Consider the following 19,269-nt stretch of genomic DNA (forward strand, 5'->3'; position numbering starts at 1 on the left):
TGTGATACTATGAATGAGTTGAAAAAAGGAGGAGTATTATGGTTGAGATTATCGCCACGGTGGAATCGATCGAGCAAGCACAGCAGCTCATCCCTTATGTTGATACATTGTTTTTTGGAGAAGAGACATTCGGGCTGCGCCTACCGGCCTCTTTTTCTCGTGAAGAGCAAATCAGACTGATCGACATGGCCCACGAAGCTGGAAAGAAAGTGACGATCGCAGTCAATGGCATCATGCATCCAGAAAAAATGAAGCGGATTCCAGAATACCTAGCATTTCTGAAGACCAATCAAGCCGATCAAATCGCTCTCGGAGATCCTGGGATCATTTACCGCATGAAGCAAAATCCAGAATGTGCCTTGCCATTTATCTATGCAGGGGAAACCTTAGTAACGAGCGCTCGTCAAATCAATTTTTGGGGACAAAAAGGAGCAAAGGCAGCCGTTTTAGCGCGAGAAGTTCCTTTCGAGGAAATGAAAATCATGGCACCGCAACTAAATATTCCTGTGGAAGTATTGGTTTATGGTGCGACCTGTATTCACCAATCGAAGCGTCCGCTTTTACAAAATTATTATAACTATACCCAACAATCGGAAGAAAAGAACCACGACCGTGGGTTGTTTTTATCTGAACCGAAAAAAGAAGAAACTCACTATTCCATTTATGAAGATAGCCACGGCACGCACATTTTTGCCAATAACGACATCAATCTGATGCTGCAGCTGGGGGAATTAGCCGCAACAGGCTTTCAAACCTGGAAGCTGGACGGAATCTATACACGAGGGGCTGCCTTTGTGGCAATTGCTAAGCTGTTTGCCCAAGCCAAGGCCCTTGTAGAAAGTGGGAAGTGGCAAGCAGAGCAAGCAACTGTGCTAAGTGAACAAGTTGCCCAACTTCATCCAGCAGAACGTGGGTTGGACACTGGATTTTATGCCATCGATCCTGACGATATCAAGTAAGGAGCAAGAACAAATGACCGTTAAACAAGCATTGAAACGACCAGAAGTGTTAGCACCAGCTGGTACGTTAGAAAAATTAAAAACAGCGATCCACTATGGCGCTGACGCTGTCTATATCGGCGGCAATGCCTATGGTCTACGGAGTCGCGCGGGAAACTTTACCTATGAAGAAATGGCGGAAGGGGTGGCTTTTGCCAAAGCCCACAACGCAAAAGTCTATGTAGCAGCCAACATGGTGACCCATGAGGGCAATCAAGAAGGTGCAGGGGAATTCTTTCGGGAATTGCGAGATGTCGGTATTTCGGCAGTGATCGTTTCTGATCCCGCTTTGATCCAGATCTGCGCAACAGAAGCGCCAGGTCTACCGATCCATTTGTCCACCCAAGCTAGTGCCACGAACTATGAAACATTGGAATTTTGGCGGGAAGAAGGCCTAGAACGGGTCGTTCTCGCCCGAGAAGTGTCCATGGAGGAAGTCGCTGAGATCCGCAAAAATACTAGCGTGGAGATCGAAGCCTTTATTCATGGCGCCATGTGTATTTCTTATTCTGGCCGTTGTACTTTGTCCAATCATATGTCGATGCGAGACGCCAATCGCGGCGGCTGTTCGCAATCTTGCCGCTGGAAATATGATCTGTTTGACATGCCCTTTGCAACGGAACGAAACAGTTTGACTAAAAACGGGACAGTGGAAGAAGAGTTTTCCATGAGTGCCGTGGATATGTCGATGATCGAACATATCCCTGATCTGATTGAAAACGGCGTGGATAGTTTCAAAATCGAAGGCCGCATGAAATCGATCCACTATGTTTCAACTGTGGCGAACGTTTATAAAGCAGCCGTGGACAGTTACATGGCCGATCCAGAGAACTATGTCTGCAAACAAGAATGGATCGATGAACTGTGGAAAGTTGCGCAGCGCGAGCTTGCCTCAGGCTTTTACTACGATACCCCAAGTGAAAATGAGCAGTTGTTTGGTCCGCGTCGGAAAATTCCGCAATACAAATTTATTGGGGAAGTCATGGCGTATGATCCGGCAACGAAAACAGCTACGATTCGGCAACGGAACCACTTTTCCGTTGGCGATGAAATCGAATTTTACGGTCCCGGATTCCATCACTTTCACCAAACCGTCGAAGTCATGTATAATGAAGACGGTGAATCCATCGATCGTGCACCAAATCCTATGATGCTGTTGACGATGCCGGTCAAAGAACCGGTGGAAGTCGGAGACATGATTCGGAAGAAAAAATAAGGTCGAGAGTTTCTCTCGGCTTTTTTTGTTGAATCAATCCAGCCAAAAAGGATCGATGAGAACATAGACAATCTTAAGGAGGAAACAACAAATATGGAAACCTACGACTACATAGTAATTGGTGGCGGCAGCGGCGGAATCGCCTCAGCCAATCGGGCAGGGATGCACGGCGCCAAAGTATTATTGATCGAAGGCAATGAATTAGGCGGCACCTGTGTCAATGTCGGTTGTGTACCGAAAAAAGTCATGTGGCAAGCTAGTGAGATGTTAGAAATGATCAAACGGGACGCAACTAGCTACGGCATTTATCCACATGTGGATAAATTTAATTTTACTGAGCTTGTGGATAACCGTGAAAAATACATTGATTTTTTACACACAGCCTATCAAAAAGGCTTAGACAGTAACAATGTAGAAGTTATCCACGGTTATGCACAGTTTGTGGATAACCACACGGTTACCGTCAATGGGGAAAACTACCATGCAGCAAACATTTTGATTGCCACCGGTGGAAAACCTAGCGCGATGAATATTCCCGGCGGTGAGTACGCCATTGACTCGAATGGTTTTTTTGCGTTGCGAGAAGCACCAAAGCGTATGGTCGTCTTAGGGGCAGGCTACATCGCAGCCGAAATCAGCGGTGTCAGCCAACAGCTGGGCAGCCAAGTGGCTTGGGCGTACCGCAAAGAGCGGCCATTACGAACCTTTGACAAGATGCTTGCGGATAATCTCGTGGAGATGTACCAAGAATCAGGAATCGAAACTTATGCAGGCTACGTGGCCTCTCGTATCATTAAAGAAGGTGACGAGTATCTCGTTCACTTTGAAAATGGCGAAACCTTGACCGGCGATTGCGTCCTTTTTGCTGGTGGTCGCGTGCCGAATACGGATAAGTTAGGTCTGGAAAACACCGATGTCCAATTGGATGAAAAAGGGTTTATCATTGTGGACAAATATCAAAATACCACAGCTGACTCGATTTTTGCGGTGGGGGATGTCATCGGAAAATTGGATTTAACCCCGGTTGCGATCGCCGCCGGTCGTCGCTTGTCTGAACGCTTGTTCAACGGTCAAAGCGATGCGTACTTGGATTATCACTTAGTACCGACGGTCATCTTTACTCATCCACCGATTGCCACGATTGGTTTATCCGAAGAAGCAGCCTTGGCAAAATACGGCCAAGAGCAGATAAAGGTGTATCGCTCGCGCTTTACACCGATGTACTTTGCTTTAAATGAGTATCGCCAAAAATGTGAGATGAAATTGGTGTGCTTAGGAAAAGAAGAAAAAATCATCGGTCTGCACGGCATCGGGATCGGTGTCGATGAAATGCTGCAAGGCTTCGCTGTAGCCATCAAAATGGGTGCTACAAAAGCAGACTTTGATCAAACCGTTGCCATTCATCCGACAGGGTCAGAAGAATTTGTGACGATGCGTTAACTAGTAAATAGAAGAAAAAACGAGCAGGGAAAAACGAATGGATCGTTCTTCCCTGCTCGTTTTTATGAAAGGAAGGGGCTGTATTGTTCAGCCGCTTATCTTGAAGCACCTAGGTTCTTTATTTTTCGACATCGTAAGCGATGTAGTGAGTGTTTAAAAGCTGTGCGACATGGATATTTTCTGAAGTACTGCCGCCTCCATGGGACCCGCAACCTAGAGTCAAGGAAGGATTTAAGTTCGTGGTGCCTCCAATGGCTCCTAAAGTTGCTTGGGTATTGACTAAGATTCGGGCAGAAGGGATCGCCAGCCCAAATTCACGAACAAAGGTATCGTCTTTGGTATGAACGACAGCGGTGTGTCCAGCACCTTGGATCTTTAGCAACTCTTGGCAAAAACGAATGCCTTCCTCGGCATCAGCCACGGTATAAAACGCGAGGATCGGCGAAAGTTTCTCCCGCGCATAGGGATTGTCTTTAGCGATGACCGTCTGTTCCGAAACGAGGATTTTCGTATCACTTGGGACCGATAGACCGCTCATTTCGGCAATTTTAACTGCTGGCTGACCGATAATCCGGGGATTCAGACCGCCCTCAGCCGTGGTGATAAAATCAGCCAGCCTTTCAGACTCTTCTTGATTCAAAAAGTAGCCGTGATTTGCTTTCAATTCAGAGATCACTGTATCTTTGATCGATTGCTCAACGACTAATGCCTGTTCAGAGGCGCAGATCGTCCCATAATCGAAGGTTTTGCTACGGATGATCTGATCAACGGCTTTCGCGATGTCTGCAGATTTTTCTAGCAGTGCAGGGGTATTACCAGGGCCGACACCGATTGCTGGATTGCCCGAAGAATATGCGATTCGAACCATCGCTTTACCACCAGTAGCCAAGATTAGATCGGTATCGGGATGTGCCATCAATTTTTGGGTATCCTCAATTGTCGGTTCTTCTAGTAATTGAACCAAATCGATCGGCAATCCGCATGCTTGCAGCACCTCTTTAAAGAGGGACACGGTCTCCTTGATTGCCTGCAGCGCTCGGGGGTGAGGGGACAAGATGATTGCATTTTTCGTTTTCAATGCCAAAAGTACTTTGAAAATCGTGGTGGATGTAGGATTGGTGGAGGGGATCAAAGCAACTAAGACCCCCAATGGCGCAACGATTTTTAGCATCTTTTTCTCAGGAATTTCTTCTACGATTCCAACCGTCGGCATATCTTTGATACTGTTATATAATATTTCACTGGCAAATAAATTTTTGATGTTTTTATCTTCTGCGTTTCCAAAGCCGGTTTCTTTCTGTGCCAATTTTGCTAAGTGCATCGAGTGGCTGGTCAGTTTCTCTGCAGCTTTTCCCACCACGTAATCAACCGTTTCTTGCGAGGCAGTACGATAAAGTTCTTGGGCGTCTGACGCTTGTTTCATTAAGGAATCAACCAGTGTTAAGGGACTGTGCATCTTTGTCTCTGTCATCATATCAATCATCCTCCTTGTTTTTTATACTTTAATTATATGCGAAAGTAAGCGTTTTCTTTAGGAGGGTTCTATGCTGTTTCAGGACAATTTTATCCAAGATTGTTATATTTTTAACATGTGTTGTTATTGTTCATAAAAAGCAATGAACTTAATGATAAATGATTAAATATGGTATAATTTGAAAAAGAGAACAAGGAAAGGAGCTGCTTTCATGTGCTACATTTTAGTTTCTACCCCAGATGAAAAGGAACGAAATCAGATAAAACAAGTGGTCAGAAAAGATTTTTTTAACGCCACGCTCTTGCAAGATGCTTGGACAATGGCTGAAACGGTAGCGATCGCTGGGAAAGTACACGTTGATATCCTCATCTTGTCAATCTCTAATGAGGCCGAAGATCCTTTTTATTGGACAGCCGAAGTCATGAAAAAACAGCCGAACATCAAACTGATTTTGATTGACGAGACGAAGAACTTCGACAATCTTCATCGCTCACTGCGCTGCGGAGCCATTGATTACTTAGTGCGGCCTTTAAGCAAGCAAGAGCTTCAGCACAGTATCCACCGTAGTATTCTCTCGTTGAATCAAATTTCCCTATTGCACTATTCCACGTCAGCGATCACTGATAATATTGCTGAACAAGTTAATCAGATCATTGAATACATCCATCTCAACTATCAAGAGCCGATCACCTTAGATGTCCTTGCTGCTTTCAGCCACATGCATCGCAACTATATCAGCCGGATTTTTAAAGAAGCCACTGGGATGACTTTTACTAAATATTTGACGTTTTATCGAATAGAACAAAGCAAAAAGCTGCTGGTTACTACGGAGGATTCCATTGCTGCTATCGCTGAACAAGTGGGGTATGATGATGCGGGTTATTACGTCCGGATCTTCAAACGTGAAACCAGCTATACACCAAACCAATACCGCAAAACCTTTACCTCTTCCTATGTTGCTGCAGATTTAGTGTTTGCCCAAAGAGAAATGAGTTCATGAGGGATTCCCTTGCTCAACTAAAAAAGCATGATCGCTTTTGGCAGCGACCATGCTTTTTGGTGTTCGTTCATTAGATCAATTGCTTCGCCCAAGGATCTGAGCAGTGATCTGGTAAAGATACGTTTTGGTTTCATCTTTGGTCTCAGGTAATTTCTGGATCGCCTGCAAAGCTTTTTTCGTATAGTCGGCTGCGAGTTTCTTGGCTTCCTCGATCCCAGCACTTTCTTGGACGATCCGATAGACTTCGTGGGTGTCGGTGTCCGTCATGGCGTCTTGTTTTTCCAGCAATGGGAGCAGCTGTTGGCGGTCACTTTTCAGTGCCATTAACAGCGGCAGGGAATAGACGCCTTGCCGAACATCTTCCAATACTGGTTTTCCTAAAGCAGCCGCATCTTGGCTGTAATCCAAGACGTCATCCATGATTTGAAAGGCAAGGCCAATGGCTTCACCGATCTCACGGGCTTGATTGGCAAAGCGCAAGGAGGTGCCGCTTTCGTAAGCTCCGATGAAGCAGCTTAAAGCAAACAATTCAGCGGTTTTGCCGCGAATGTTTTCTAAGTAATCCTCGACAGTGACGGACAAATCGTATCGTTTGCTCATTTGTCCTAATTCGCCGGCCAGGATTTTTTCCATACTACGGGAATTCATCTGCAAGCTTTTCATGGAGCTGGCATAATCCGCCATCAATTTAAAGCAACAGACGAAGAGGTAATCACCAGCATAGACAGCGACATCATTGCCAAATTCGGAACGAATGGTCGGCAGCTTGCGGCGGATGTCCGCATGATCGACGATATCGTCGTGGATCAACGAGGCAGTGTGGAGCATTTCGATCGAGGCCGCCAATGCGACAGCTTTTTCGCGACCTTTGTCGCTGCCATAAGCAGAAAAGAGCAGCTGATAAGCAGGACGCAGCAGTTTCCCACCTGAATGGATCATGGACAGGATCGCTTGTTCGACCTCTTTGTTTTTTAGTTTTAATGATTTTTCCATCAATTGCAAGGAGGCAGATAAGTCAGCTTGCAGTGCTGGATACTCTTGCCACATGGAATGAAGTTTCATAATTAACTCCTTTATTCTGAATCCGAGCGCCATTTGACTTTGGTCTGGCGTTCATAATCAATTTGAAAACGGCGCAGTGTTTCGACACGGCGCAGCAAGTAGTTGGCGGCGATTCCGATAGCGATCCCGGACAAGATCCCAAAGAAAGACAGGACCGGCAAGTAGAGCATCACGCTCCAAGATTGAGCGATCCATGAGGCAGTGATCAACTGTCCGACGTTGTGTAAGAACCCGCCGGCCGCACTAATGCCGATGATACTGACACGCTTAGGCCCCAACTGTTTCACCAAAGACATCCCAAAGTAGCTCAATAAGGAACCGCTCATACTATATAAGAAGGTCGAAACCGTTCCTCCTAGTAACGTCGTTAAGATCAGTCTTAGCCAAATCAAGAGAAAGCTGTCTTTTTTTGGCATGGTGAACAAAGCAATAATGGTAATTAAATTTGCCAAACCTAGTTTCGCACCAGGCGCAAAGGCAAATGGATAAGGGATCATATTTTCAACTAAACCAATCACGACCCCTTGGGCGACCAGCAGTGAGATGAAAATTATTCGTTGTAATCGACTCATAAGCAAACGATCAATAGATTAGATCGTCGGTCTCACTCCCATCTGCGGCTTGGATTTCGATCACCAATTTATGAGGCAGACAGACGATGGTTTCCCCATTTTTACTAGCCCAGCCACGGCGGACACAAATCTGGTCGCCGCAATCGGCTTCCTTGATTCGGATCCGATCCCCTTCGATCTCCAGTAAATTGGTATCGCCATCTTCATCTTCATAAAGAAAGGTGTACGTTTTTTGACCTTCAACTAAGTCAAAACGCTTGATTTCTGTCCCATCGACCCGCAAGACGGCTTCTTTGTCCGCTGTTTGCGCCTGGCCAAAAATAAAAATCGGTAAAAAAGAGCTGAGGATCAAAACAAGTATGATGACGCCATCCCATGGTTTTAAATGGGCATCGCGGATAAATTCTTTTAATTTCATCAAAAAAGACTCCTGTTCTTTCATGTGATGTGTCTCATTCTAGCATAAGAAGACAAGATTCTACTAGCTGAATCCTCAATAATCCACCGATTTCTGTGCAAGGACGATCAAGAAAAAGTTCTGTACTTGGAAAGAGACCAAGACACTGATTGAAAATCAGAATGTCTTAGTCTCATGAAGTCGTACAGGTATTCTATTTTGCTGGCTTATTTATTGCCGTATAAGGAGCGAGGGGTACCGTACCACCATTTTCCAAGGGTACGTTGCAACCATGGGATTACCCAACGGTCTAAACCGACTGCGCGTCCTGAACCGTTCATCAAGGCAAATGCAACTGGAATGAACCAGATGTTTACCCAGTAGAACATACCAGACATACAGAAAGTCAACACTAAAACGATAGTCGTTGCGTTTACTAACCAAGTGAAGAGACCAGCCATCAATGCAAGAGCTAAAGCAATTTCAAAGAAGACCATGAATTTTTGGAAGAACATTGCAACGTCGTTGTTTGGCATGATAAATTGCATAACTTTTGTGAACCAGTCAGGTGATTTTTCAATCACGATCATTGGTTGCTCACCGTAGGCATAGCTCAAACCGAAGTGTGCGGCTTGTGTCGCTGCATCGGCTGCTTCACCGGCACCACTAGCGGCACTTGCTGCATCGGCTGCTTCACTAGCACCACTTGCTGCATCAGCGACTGTTTGATATTCCCAAGTCCAAGGGAATACGCTGTTGCCTTGGAACCAAGAACCTTCACCGAACCAAGTACCAGGTTTGAAGACTTCCCCATTCGTACCTAAAATTTTCTTGAAGGCTTCAACGAACCAGACAAGACCATAGAAAATACGAAGCGGAACACTCCACAAGACGTTACCGTAACGAGACGTATGACCACGAGCGACTGTCCGGTCATCTTTGATGTGGAAGATTTCATGCATCAAGTATTGGAACATGTAGTAACCAGAACGAATATCAAAGAAGTATTTCAAGTTAACGATGTGTTTCATAATGATCGCTAAGAAACCGCTCAGGTGAATCTTATTGAATAAGTTCGCCACGCCCCATTTGGCACCGATGGAAACCATAAATCCTTGGTAGTTTCCTTTGAATTTATGTTTTTCGCCGCCTTTGATGGCTGAAACGATGTTCGTTGCTGCAGTGTGACCTGTTTGTTCAGCTGCTTGCACGATTTGTGGTGTTGGTGTATTCGGGAATTCTTCGAAGTAAACCAAGTCACCAATAATATAGATGTTTTTGTCTTCGTAGCCTTTTGCTTCCATGTACTCATTGGCAACTAGACGGAAACCACGGGCTGTTTCTAAACCGAAATCAGCAGCATCACTAGTTCCTTTGACACCGGCAGTCCAGATCAATGTGTGGGTTGGGATCGTTGAACCATCTTTTAGTTTGATGTGGTCAGGTGCCACTTCAACGATTGGTGCATTCAAGACAAGATCAACATTGTTTTTCTTCAAGTAGCGTTCTGCTTTGGCTGCATCGTTACGATCAAGCATGTTCAAGATCGTTGGCATTGCTTCAACGACTTTCAAGCTGATTTCACTTGGGTCCAATTTATAATCGGAAGCTAAACGATCTTTCCAATCGATCAGTTCACCGATCATTTCGATCCCGGTAAATCCAGAACCACAAACGACAAAGGTCAACATTGCTTTGCGTAATGCTGCATCTGGTTCGATCGCTGCTTTTGCGACAGTTTTTTCAATGTGTTCGCGAATGCGGACAGCATCGTCAAATGACCATAGAGTAAAGCCATTTTCTTTGACACCAGGTGTACCGAAGTCATTCGGTTCGCCACCCATCCCTAAGATCAAGTAGTCAAATGAATAGCTGCCTAATTTTGTTTGGACGGTTTTATTTTCTTTATCGATCCCAGTTACTGTATCGGTTACTAAACGAACATTTTTCTTGCGTGAGAACAAGCGCTGCAAGTCATATTGAATTGCGGTAGGTTCTACACGTCCTCCAGCGACTTCATGCAGTTCAGTCATCATCGTATGATAAGAGTGACGGTCGATCAATGTTATCTCAACATCATTGTCTTTTTTCAATTTCTTTGCCATGTACTTCGTAGCAGAAACGCCTGCATAACCGGCACCGACAACGACAATGTTTTTCTTTGCCATTGCAAATCTCTCCTTAATAAAAATAATCTATGATAATAATTACACAATCGTTCCTATTATATAGACAAATGGTTCATTTGTCTAACGATTCTGATGAAAAAAACGCATATTTCCTGAAATTCGTGAAAACTTGCGAAAATCAAAAAATAAGTCATTTTTTATTGAAAAAGCGGAAAGGAAGCGGTTGACATCTCGTAAATTTACTTTACAATGTTAGATGTATCACAAACTTTTTTGTGGGGAAAATAAACAAGTAAAAGGTGGATAATTATGAAAGCAAAGAAATTGATTGTAGGTATGGCGGTATTTTCATTCGCAGCATTATTGTTAGGGGGATGCGGAGCAGACGACAACAATACAGGTTCTTCGTCAACTAGTGAAAGTACATCACAAACTTCTGCAAGCGATTCTGCAACTACAGAAAGCTCAGAAGCAACCGTCGTTGCAGGCGAGCCAATGCAAGATGGTACGTATCGTTTAGAAGAAAAGAACTATAAAAACGACTACCGTGTCACATTTGAGATCACAGTCAAAGACGGCAAAATTGTTGAATCAAAATATGACAACGTCAATGCGGATGGCGAATCAAAAACAGAAAACACTGAATACAATGAAACAATGAAAGAAAAAGCAGGCATCAGCCCAGAAGAATTTATTCCTAAATTCAATGAAGAGTTAGTTGCCGCACAAAGCCCTTCTTCAATCGAAGTAGTTTCTGGCGCGACTCATTCCTTTGATTCCTTCCAAAACTATGCACAACAATTGATTCAAGCGGCGCAAGCAGGCAACACGGAAACCATTGAAATCGACAATGGTGCAGACTTGAAAGACGGAACCTATACATTAGAAGAAAAGAACTACTCAAACGGTTACCGTGTAGTCTTCTCAATGACTGTGGCTGACGGCAAAATCTCTGAATCAAACTACGACTACCTAAACGAAGCAGGCGAGTCGAAAAAAGATGATGCATCATACAACGAAAACATGGAAGCAAAATCTGGTACAAGTCCAGAAGAGTTCATTCCAAACTTCAATGAAGCCTTTGTTTCTGCAGTCAATGCCGAAGACGGCTCTGTGGCAGACATGGATGTTGTTTCAGGGGCAACCCACAGCTTCCACAGCTTTGTTATCTATGCACAACAATTGTTGAATGCCGCTGAAAAAGGCGACCAAACAACAATCGAAGTGGATAACTTCGTTACTGAATAATCACAACTTCTTTCCATTAAGAGGACAGCATTCGTTTTGAGTGCTGTCTTTTTTTCGTGGGCAACAAGGTCACAAAAGCAAGTTCGTGCAAAAGGAAGCAATCTGGTGGGAAGGTTTTTTTAAAAAAGAACTGTTTTTTACAAAGAAGAAAAGGTTCGATTAAGGATTCCTAAAATACGTTGAGGAATCACGGAATGCCCCTTTTCATTCTGCCAAAAAAAGGCTATTATATGAAGGTTGAAGACAATAGAAAAGAGGAAAATCATGAAAAAGAAAGTAACGTTTTTTCTGATGTTTGTTTTTTTAGGCACAATGTTGGCAGCCTGTGGCAGTGATCAGGAAGCAACGACGCTGCGCGAAGAACCATATTTTCAAGAAGAATTTTTATTAGGTACTTATACTCGGATTCGCATTTATGATGAAGGCAAAGAGGACGCTATGAAGCCTGCCTTTGACCGTATCAGAGAGTTAGGCGATAAAATCACCATCAACCAAGCAGGATCAGAGATCGATGAAATCAATGCGCAAGCTGGCATCAAGCCAGTGAAGGTCTCAGATGATATCTATTATTTGTTGAAAGAAGCCTATGATTATAGTGTGAAATCAGAAGGCGGCTTTAATATGGCTATCGGTGCGATCACCCAATTATGGCGAATCGGCTTTGATGATGCCCGCAAGCCAGAGCAATCTGAGATCGATGAAGCGTTGAAACATATCAATTATGAACAAGTCGAGTTTAACGACGAAGACCACACGGTGTATTTAAAAGACAAGGACATGATCCTTGACCTTGGTGCGATCGCCAAAGGCTACATCACGGATGAAGTCGTCAAAGTGCTGAAGGACAATGGCGTGACTTCCGCGATCGTCGATTTGGGCGGGAATGTCTATGTGTTAGGTCATAGCAACCGCGGTGCAGATGAGCCATGGAATGTCGGAATCCAAGATCCAAACAAATCTCGCGGCTCGATTATCGGCAGTATCAAAGAAACCAATAAAACAGTAGTTACTTCAGGGATCTACGAACGCTACTTAGAAGTAGACGGCAAAACGTATCACCATATTTTTGATTCTGAGACTGGCTATCCTTACGATAGCGATGTAGCAAGTGTGACTGTGATCACTGACAAATCCATCGATGGTGACGGGTTGACTACGGTGGCGTTTGATAAAGGAGTCAAAGAAGGCTTGGCTTATATCGAACAGCATACCGAAAAGGGAACCGATGCGATCTTTATCACAAAAGAAGATAAAGTGTACGTAACAGACGGCATCAAAGATACCTTTGAGCTGTCAGAGGAATCAGGCTACACGATGGGTGATCGTGCTGATTTAGAATAGGAGGAGTGAAAGATGTCTCTTTCAGTGTTTTTAGAAGTGGTGGAGATCCGCACCAAGGTGGCGAGTGTCTTCCCCTTCATTATGGGTGTGTTGTTCTCGTTGGTGTATTTTCATGAATTTCATCCGTTGAATACTGTAATTTTTTTTCTGGGGATGCTGCTGTTTGATTTGACGACGACGTCCATCAACAATTATATGGATTTCAAAAAAGCCAAATCAGAGACCTACAAATACCAGCACAATGTGATCGGGCGCGAAAACATCTCAGAAGCTACTGTTCGCAATCTGATTTTTGCGATGCTGGCAGGAACCTTACTGATCGGTCTTTACTTGACCTTTGTTACCGGCTGGCTGCTGCTAGTGATGGGGCTGGTGGTTTGTTTTATCGGGGTCTTTTATACCTTTGGCCCCATTCCGTTATCGCGGATGCCTTTAGGCGAGGTATTCAGCGGTGTAACGATGGGATTAGGGATTTTTGCCATCACGATCTATATCAATACCATTGATCAAAAAGTGTTTTATCTGGCACTTGATTTTGCGAACGGAACCTTTGGCTTAGTAGGGAACCTCTGGGCTGTGTGTGCCATCGTGTTGGCATCTTTGCCATTGATTTTCACGATTGCTGACATCATGTTAGCCAATAACTTACGGGATCTGGAAGCCGATATCGAAAACCATCGCTACACGCTGGTGTACTACATCGGTCGCGAAGCAGGTATCCGTCTGTTTCAAGGCATGATGTTGGCGTCTTATGCCGCTATTTTATTGGGCCTCTTGTTTGGACTCTTTCAATGGCCGATATTGCTCGTGTTTCTGACACTGCCAAAAATCCGCCAAAACTTGAAGGAGCATCAAGCCAGCCTGCCCCACCCACGTAGCTTCGGCTATTCGATTAAGAACATGATTTTATTCAACAGCAGCTATGCCTTGGGCTTACTTTTGTGTCTGCTGTGGCAATTGCTGTAAAAGAAAAGATCGACCCGCTCTTGAAAGAGCAGGTCGATCTTTTTTATGTGGGGAATGAAATAGCGCATAAAAACTGTAGAAAAGACATGATAAAAGAACGAGCATCCTACTTAGTATGAAAAGATGAGGCTCGCTTTCTCTGCGATCCTGATTGCAACAGTAAAGTTTTAGTGACGGTGGCTAAACCCGATAGAAAGGGGAGCTGCCTAGGTTGTTCTTTTGTATGACCCCTCGGAATAAGCAGATCTGTTTATGGAGCATTTATGCTTGACTGATTCCTTACGAAAGCAGCGAATCAGCAAGCGGATTTGCGACTTTTTGCAGCATCAATACCGTTCCAAACTGATTTCTCCAGAAGAAAGCACCTTGCGCTCCGTTGCTGTTTCCACCACTAATTCACCGGTGTTAGTAATGTCTTTGGCGATTCCTTCATAGGTCACACCTTGTTGTGTAAACCGAACGGTGCGGCCCAAAACGAAGGATTTCTGCCGATAGCGGGCCATATAATCCATGTCAGGCAGCTTTGCCAATAATTGGAAGAAACGGCGCCAAATTTCTTGGATCAAGGTTGCCCGAGAAAAGGTTGGATACTCTTCACCAGGAAAGAGTGAAGTCGCTTTTTCCCGAATCTCTACTGGAAACTGCTGTTGCGGAATCGAAAAACTGATGCCGATACCGATCACAACCGAGGTAATGCGGCCTGTTTCAAAGTCACTGGTTGCTTCAGACAAAATACCGCAGATTTTTTTTCCATCTAAGTACAGATCGTTGACCCACTTAATGGCCGTTTCCTTCATTAGAAGGGCATCGATGGCTTCTGCGACTACCACCGCAGCCAAAACGGTATATTGCGGCAATTCTTGAAACGCTTGGTTGGGTTTTAAGAGCAAGCTCATGTAGATCCCTTGTTTTTTCGGTGAGAAAAACGGTCGTTCGAAGCGGCCATGACCGCCTGTTTGCGTTTCGGTCAAAAAAAGGGCGGGGGTTGCCAGTCCATTATCCAAAGCGGCGATCTTGGCTTCTTTCATGGTGGACTCAACAGCATCCTTGATTTGAATCGTGGGGATCATCGGCAAGGCGGCTGCAAGTGCTGCTTGATCGTAGCGGTCAGCGGAGACAAAGCGATAGCCGTTGGCCAAGTGTTCGAAATGATAGCCTTCTTTCTCAAGTTCTTTAATGGCTTTCCAGACTGCTGTACGAGAGATCGACAAGGCTTGGGCTAGTTTTTCTCCGGACAGTACAGTATCTTCTTTTTGTAATAAGGTCAGTATTTTTTCTTTTGTCGTCATAAGGATATCCTTCCTAATGTTTCACGTGTAACGTTTTCGTTAGCATAGCAAGAAATCGGCAAAAAGCAAAGTAGTTTCTTACGAAAAACAGTCCGCACTCGGTTCATTTTTTTCTTTAGAAAATCTTAGGAAATGGGTGCGTCAGAAAAGCATTGTAACTTCCAATGAAAGCTTGACAGAAAAGTGCTTCATCTGTATAATAAGGAGTTGCAAAAACTATCTGAACGAAAAAAGCAGAAACGAAATATTGTCCGTTTCGGCTTAGGAATAAGGAAACAAAAGTAGAAAATGCCCAATGCATCCGTTCTATTTTTGGTTTTTTTTTGCCTAAAAGCCGCAAAAAATGCTTTCTGTAACCTATATTTAATATTTGTTACAGTTTTGTAAATAATCGGATAGCCTTTTTGAAAGACTTTATGAAGAGGTGAAGAGCTTGGCTGGACACGTAGTAAAATACGGAAAGCATCGCGAACGTAGAAGTTTCGCACGGATCAGTGAAGTATTAGAATTACCGAATTTGATTGAAATTCAAACCGACTCTTACCAATGGTTCCTAGATGAGGGCCTAAGAGAAATGTTTGAAGATATTTTGCCAATCGAAGGATTCAACGGTAACTTGTCCCTAGAATTTGTGGATTATGAATTGAAAGAACCAAAGTATACAGTAGAAGAAGCCCGTGCCCATGATGCAAACTATTCGGCACCATTACATGTTACTTTGCGTTTGACGAACCGTGAAACTGGGGAAATCAAATCCCAAGAAGTATTCTTTGGTGATTTCCCATTAATGACTGAACAAGGAACCTTTATCATCAACGGGGCAGAACGGGTTATTGTTTCTCAGTTGGTCCGCTCTCCAGGTGTATATTTCCATGGCAAAGTCGATAAAAACGGCAAAGAAGGCTTTGGTTCAACTGTTATCCCTAACCGCGGTGCGTGGTTAGAAATGGAAACTGATGCCAAAGATATCTCTTACGTACGGATTGACCGTACCCGTAAAATTCCTTTGACGGTCTTAGTCCGTGCCCTAGGGTTTGGTTCTGATGACACGATCTTTGAAATTTTCGGCGACAGTGAATCATTGCGCAACACGATCGAAAAAGACTTGCATAAAAACGCAAGCGATTCTCGTACCGAAGAAGGATTGAAAGATGTTTACGAACGTCTTCGTCCAGGCGAGCCAAAAACAGCAGACAGCTCACGCAGCTTGCTGAACGCACGTTTCTTCGATCCAAAACGTTACGACTTAGCAAATGTTGGTCGTTACAAAGTAAACAAAAAATTAGACTTGAAAACACGTCTATTGAACTTGACCTTAGCAGAAACCTTGGTTGACCCTGAAACAGGCGAGATCATTGTTGAAAAAGGCACTGTTTTGACTCACCAAGTCATGGAAACACTAGGCGCATTTATCGATAATGGCTTAAACAGTGTAACGTACTATCCATCAGAAGATGGGGTCGTGACCGAACCAATGACCGTCCAAGTCATCAAAGTCTTTTCACCAAAAGATCCAGAACAAGAAGTCAACGTGATCGGTAATGGCTATCCAGATACTGCTACACGTACGGTTCGTCCAGCAGACATCATTGCTTCAATGAGCTACTTCTTCAACTTGATGGAAGGCATTGGCAATGTCGATGACATCGACCACTTAGGAAACCGTCGGATTCGTTCTGTTGGTGAATTATTGCAAAACCAATTCCGGATCGGGCTTGCTCGGATGGAGCGTGTCGTGCGTGAACGGATGTCGATCCAAGACACCGAAACCTTGACACCGCAACAATTGATCAACATTCGTCCGGTTGTCGCAAGTATCAAAGAATTCTTTGGTTCTTCTCAGTTGTCACAGTTCATGGACCAAACAAACCCACTGGGTGAGTTGACCCATAAACGTCGTCTATCTGCCTTAGGACCTGGTGGTTTGACCCGTGACCGTGCCGGCTATGAAGTCCGAGACGTTCACTATTCCCACTATGGCCGTATGTGTCCGATCGAAACGCCTGAGGGACCAAACATCGGGTTGATCAACAGCTTGGCCTCTTATGCCAAAGTCAACAAGTATGGCTTCATTGAAACACCATACCGTCGAGTTGACCGCGAAACAGGCCGTGTTACTGACAAGATCGATTACTTGACTGCCGATACCGAAGACCACTACGTTGTGGCCCAAGCAAACAGCTTGTTAAATGAAGACGGCTCTTTCGTAAACGACGTTGTTATGGCGCGTGCTACTTCTGAAAACTTGGAAGTTTCGATCGATAAAGTCGACTACATGGACGTATCACCAAAACAAGTAGTCGCAGTCGCAACCGCATGTATTCCTTTCTTGGAAAACGATGACTCCAACCGTGCCTTGATGGGTGCCAACATGCAGCGGCAAGCTGTACCATTGATCAATCCGAAAGCACCTTGGGTTGGTACTGGTATGGAATACAAATCAGCACATGACTCAGGAGCTGCTTTGTTATGTAAACATGATGGGATCGTAGAATACGTGGATGCAGCCGAAGTGCGCGTTCGTCGTGACAATGGCGCATTGGACGTTTATTCTGTTACCAAATTCCGTCGTTCAAACTCAGGAACCAGCTACAACCAACGTCCATTAGTAGCACTTGGTGAAAAAGTCGAAAAAGGCGACATCTTAGCAGATGGCCCATCTATGGAACAAGGCGAAATGGCACTAGGACAAAACGTCTTAGTCGCATTCATGACTTGGGAAGGGTACAACTATGAAGATGCCATCATCATGAGCCGTCGTTTGGTGAAAGATGATGTTTACACTTCTGTCCATATTGAAGAATATGAATCAGAAGCCCGCGACACAAAATTAGGACCTGAAGAAATCACTCGCGAAATCCCGAACGTTGGGGAAGACGCATTGAAAGACCTAGACGAAATGGGGATTATCCGCATTGGTGCGGAAGTCAAAGATGGCGATCTGCTTGTTGGGAAAGTCACGCCAAAAGGGGTAACGGAACTTTCAGCAGAAGAGCGTTTATTGCACGCAATCTTTGGTGAAAAAGCCCGCGAAGTGCGTGACACTTCTCTACGCGTGCCTCACGGCGGCGGCGGAATCGTCCACGATGTCAAAATCTTTACCCGCGAAGCTGGCGATGAATTGTCACCAGGTGTGAACATGCTGGTTCGCGTTTATATCGTTCAAAAACGGAAAATCCATGAAGGGGATAAAATGGCCGGACGTCACGGAAACAAAGGGGTCGTTTCTCGCATTATGCCAGAAGAAGACATGCCTTTCTTACCAGATGGCACACCAGTCGACATCATGCTGAACCCATTAGGGGTACCTTCTCGGATGAACATTGGACAAGTATTAGAGTTACACTTAGGAATGGCTGCGCGTCAACTAGGCATTCACGTGGCAACACCAGTCTTTGATGGTGCCAGCGATGAAGATGTTTGGGCAACGGTTGCTGAAGCAGGAATGGCCAGCGATGCCAAAACAGTGCTTTACGACGGACGTACCGGCGAACCATTTGATGGCCGCATCTCCGTTGGTGTCATGTACATGATCAAATTGGCCCACATGGTCGATGATAAATTGCATGCCCGTTCCATTGGACCTTACTCATTGGTTACTCAACAACCATTGGGAGGAAAAGCCCAATTTGGTGGACAACGTTTCGGAGAGATGGAAGTTTGGGCACTGGAAGCATATGGTGCTGCTTACACCTTGCAAGAAATCTTGACCTACAAATCAGATGACGTGGTTGGTCGTGTGAAAACATACGAAGCGATCGTCAAAGGGGAACCAATTCCAAAACCAGGTGTACCAGAATCATTCCGCGTATTAGTAAAAGAATTGCAATCACTGGGTCTAGACATGCGTGTCCTAGATATCGATGATGCAGAGATCGAACTACGTGATATGGATGATGACGATGATGATTTGATCACCGTTGATGCCTTAACAAAATTTGCGGAGCAACAAACAGCCCGCGAATTAGAACAAAAAGCACAAACAGAAGCTAAAAATGCCGCCGACGCGTTGAACCAACAAATCGAGACAGCAGAAGATCGCTTGCAATAATAGACGGCCCTCGCTATTTCCGCCACTAGCGGAAATAGCCCCCGTTCTATCGGATATGTCCATGAAATGAAATGGAGGGAACCTTT

The 19,269-nt window shown here is 44.6% G+C and carries 14 protein-coding genes; 8 read left to right on the forward strand and 6 right to left on the reverse strand.

Annotated elements, in window-relative coordinates; genetic code table 11:
• The first annotated feature begins 38 nt into the window (after positions 1-38).
• The 3 genes from IGI96_RS07590 (at position 39) to gor (ending at position 3,654) form a co-directional block, all read left to right on the forward strand.
• Positions 39-959 (forward strand): peptidase U32 family protein, encoded by a 921-nt coding sequence (locus IGI96_RS07590; protein WP_086338831.1) that lies wholly within the window; start codon positions 39-41, stop codon positions 957-959.
• Between the two features lie 13 nt (positions 960-972).
• Positions 973-2,214, forward strand: coding sequence for a peptidase U32 family protein (locus tag IGI96_RS07595; protein WP_008381725.1), 1,242 nt, complete (start codon positions 973-975; stop codon positions 2,212-2,214).
• A gap of 93 nt (positions 2,215-2,307) precedes the next feature.
• A complete protein-coding gene (gene gor / locus IGI96_RS07600; RefSeq protein ID WP_086338830.1) occupies positions 2,308-3,654 on the forward strand; it encodes a glutathione-disulfide reductase in 1,347 nt (448 codons plus the stop codon).
• Between the two features lie 118 nt (positions 3,655-3,772).
• Here the strand turns inward: gor and IGI96_RS07605 are convergent, their stop codons facing one another.
• Positions 3,773-5,128, reverse strand: coding sequence for an aldehyde dehydrogenase family protein (locus IGI96_RS07605; protein WP_254907869.1), 1,356 nt, complete (start codon positions 5,126-5,128; stop codon positions 3,773-3,775).
• Between the two features lie 211 nt (positions 5,129-5,339).
• Between IGI96_RS07605 and IGI96_RS07610 the strand changes: the two genes are divergently transcribed.
• Positions 5,340-6,128, forward strand: a complete 789-nt coding sequence (locus IGI96_RS07610; protein WP_438784981.1) for a helix-turn-helix domain-containing protein — start codon at positions 5,340-5,342, stop codon at positions 6,126-6,128.
• Positions 6,129-6,203: 75 nt separating this feature from the next.
• Here IGI96_RS07610 and IGI96_RS07615 read toward each other — a convergent pair whose 3' ends face one another.
• The 4 genes from IGI96_RS07615 to IGI96_RS07630 all read right to left on the reverse strand — a co-directional run bounded on the left by IGI96_RS07615 (position 6,204) and on the right by IGI96_RS07630 (position 10,327).
• Positions 6,204-7,190 (reverse strand): polyprenyl synthetase family protein, encoded by a 987-nt coding sequence (locus IGI96_RS07615; protein ID WP_176324008.1) that lies wholly within the window; start codon positions 7,188-7,190, stop codon positions 6,204-6,206.
• A gap of 11 nt (positions 7,191-7,201) precedes the next feature.
• A complete protein-coding gene (locus IGI96_RS07620; protein ID WP_005232987.1) occupies positions 7,202-7,762 on the reverse strand; it encodes a Gx transporter family protein in 561 nt (186 codons plus the stop codon).
• 10 nt (positions 7,763-7,772) lie between these two features.
• The gene (locus tag IGI96_RS07625) at positions 7,773-8,180 is read right to left on the reverse strand and encodes a NusG domain II-containing protein (RefSeq protein ID WP_438784982.1); all 408 of its coding nucleotides are present in this window, start codon (positions 8,178-8,180) and stop codon (positions 7,773-7,775) included.
• A gap of 206 nt (positions 8,181-8,386) precedes the next feature.
• A complete protein-coding gene (locus tag IGI96_RS07630) occupies positions 8,387-10,327 on the reverse strand; it encodes an NAD(P)/FAD-dependent oxidoreductase (protein ID WP_005230327.1) in 1,941 nt (646 codons plus the stop codon).
• 270 nt (positions 10,328-10,597) lie between these two features.
• Between IGI96_RS07630 and pplA the strand changes: the two genes are divergently transcribed.
• The 3 genes from pplA (at position 10,598) to menA (ending at position 13,843) form a co-directional block, all read left to right on the forward strand.
• Entirely contained in the window at positions 10,598-11,536 is a 939-nt protein-coding gene (pplA, locus tag IGI96_RS07635) for an extracellular electron transfer flavoprotein PplA (RefSeq protein ID WP_016608361.1), read from the forward strand.
• Between the two features lie 264 nt (positions 11,537-11,800).
• Positions 11,801-12,877, forward strand: coding sequence for an FAD:protein FMN transferase (locus IGI96_RS07640; RefSeq protein ID WP_005230331.1), 1,077 nt, complete (start codon positions 11,801-11,803; stop codon positions 12,875-12,877).
• Between the two features lie 12 nt (positions 12,878-12,889).
• Positions 12,890-13,843 carry a 1,4-dihydroxy-2-naphthoate polyprenyltransferase gene (menA, locus tag IGI96_RS07645; protein WP_015510612.1) on the forward strand — a complete coding sequence of 318 codons (954 nt, stop codon included), beginning with the start codon at positions 12,890-12,892 and terminating at the stop codon, positions 13,841-13,843.
• Positions 13,844-14,169: 326 nt separating this feature from the next.
• On the opposite strand, the gene IGI96_RS07650 is transcribed toward menA, so the two are convergent.
• On the reverse strand, positions 14,170-15,132 hold the full coding sequence (locus IGI96_RS07650) for a biotin--[acetyl-CoA-carboxylase] ligase (protein WP_438784983.1): 963 nt from the start codon (positions 15,130-15,132) through the stop codon (positions 14,170-14,172).
• A gap of 433 nt (positions 15,133-15,565) precedes the next feature.
• On the opposite strand from IGI96_RS07650, the gene rpoB reads away from it, so the two are divergent.
• Entirely contained in the window at positions 15,566-19,183 is a 3,618-nt protein-coding gene (rpoB, locus tag IGI96_RS07655; RefSeq protein ID WP_008381746.1) for a DNA-directed RNA polymerase subunit beta, read from the forward strand.
• The last annotated feature ends 86 nt before the right edge of the window (positions 19,184-19,269 follow it).

It is taken from the genome of Enterococcus sp. DIV0421 (genome assembly GCF_051713745.1).
Lineage (GTDB): Bacteria > Bacillota > Bacilli > Lactobacillales > Enterococcaceae > Enterococcus_D > Enterococcus_D casseliflavus.

Coding starts and splice junctions, on each gene's coding strand:
- menA (WP_015510612.1), top strand. CDS start 12,890: ATGTCTCTTTCAGTGTTTTTAGAAGTGGTGGAGATCCGCACCAAGGTG.
- IGI96_RS07620 (WP_005232987.1), bottom strand. CDS start 7,762: ATGAGTCGATTACAACGAATAATTTTCATCTCACTGCTGGTCGCCCAA.
- IGI96_RS07615 (WP_176324008.1), bottom strand. CDS start 7,190: ATGAAACTTCATTCCATGTGGCAAGAGTATCCAGCACTGCAAGCTGAC.
- gor (WP_086338830.1), top strand. CDS start 2,308: ATGGAAACCTACGACTACATAGTAATTGGTGGCGGCAGCGGCGGAATC.
- IGI96_RS07640 (WP_005230331.1), top strand. CDS start 11,801: ATGAAAAAGAAAGTAACGTTTTTTCTGATGTTTGTTTTTTTAGGCACA.
- pplA (WP_016608361.1), top strand. CDS start 10,598: ATGAAAGCAAAGAAATTGATTGTAGGTATGGCGGTATTTTCATTCGCA.
- IGI96_RS07595 (WP_008381725.1), top strand. CDS start 973: ATGACCGTTAAACAAGCATTGAAACGACCAGAAGTGTTAGCACCAGCT.
- IGI96_RS07590 (WP_086338831.1), top strand. CDS start 39: ATGGTTGAGATTATCGCCACGGTGGAATCGATCGAGCAAGCACAGCAG.
- IGI96_RS07610 (WP_438784981.1), top strand. CDS start 5,340: ATGTGCTACATTTTAGTTTCTACCCCAGATGAAAAGGAACGAAATCAG.
- IGI96_RS07605 (WP_254907869.1), bottom strand. CDS start 5,128: ATGATGACAGAGACAAAGATGCACAGTCCCTTAACACTGGTTGATTCC.
- IGI96_RS07650 (WP_438784983.1), bottom strand. CDS start 15,132: ATGACGACAAAAGAAAAAATACTGACCTTATTACAAAAAGAAGATACT.
- IGI96_RS07630 (WP_005230327.1), bottom strand. CDS start 10,327: ATGGCAAAGAAAAACATTGTCGTTGTCGGTGCCGGTTATGCAGGCGTT.
- IGI96_RS07625 (WP_438784982.1), bottom strand. CDS start 8,180: ATGAAATTAAAAGAATTTATCCGCGATGCCCATTTAAAACCATGGGAT.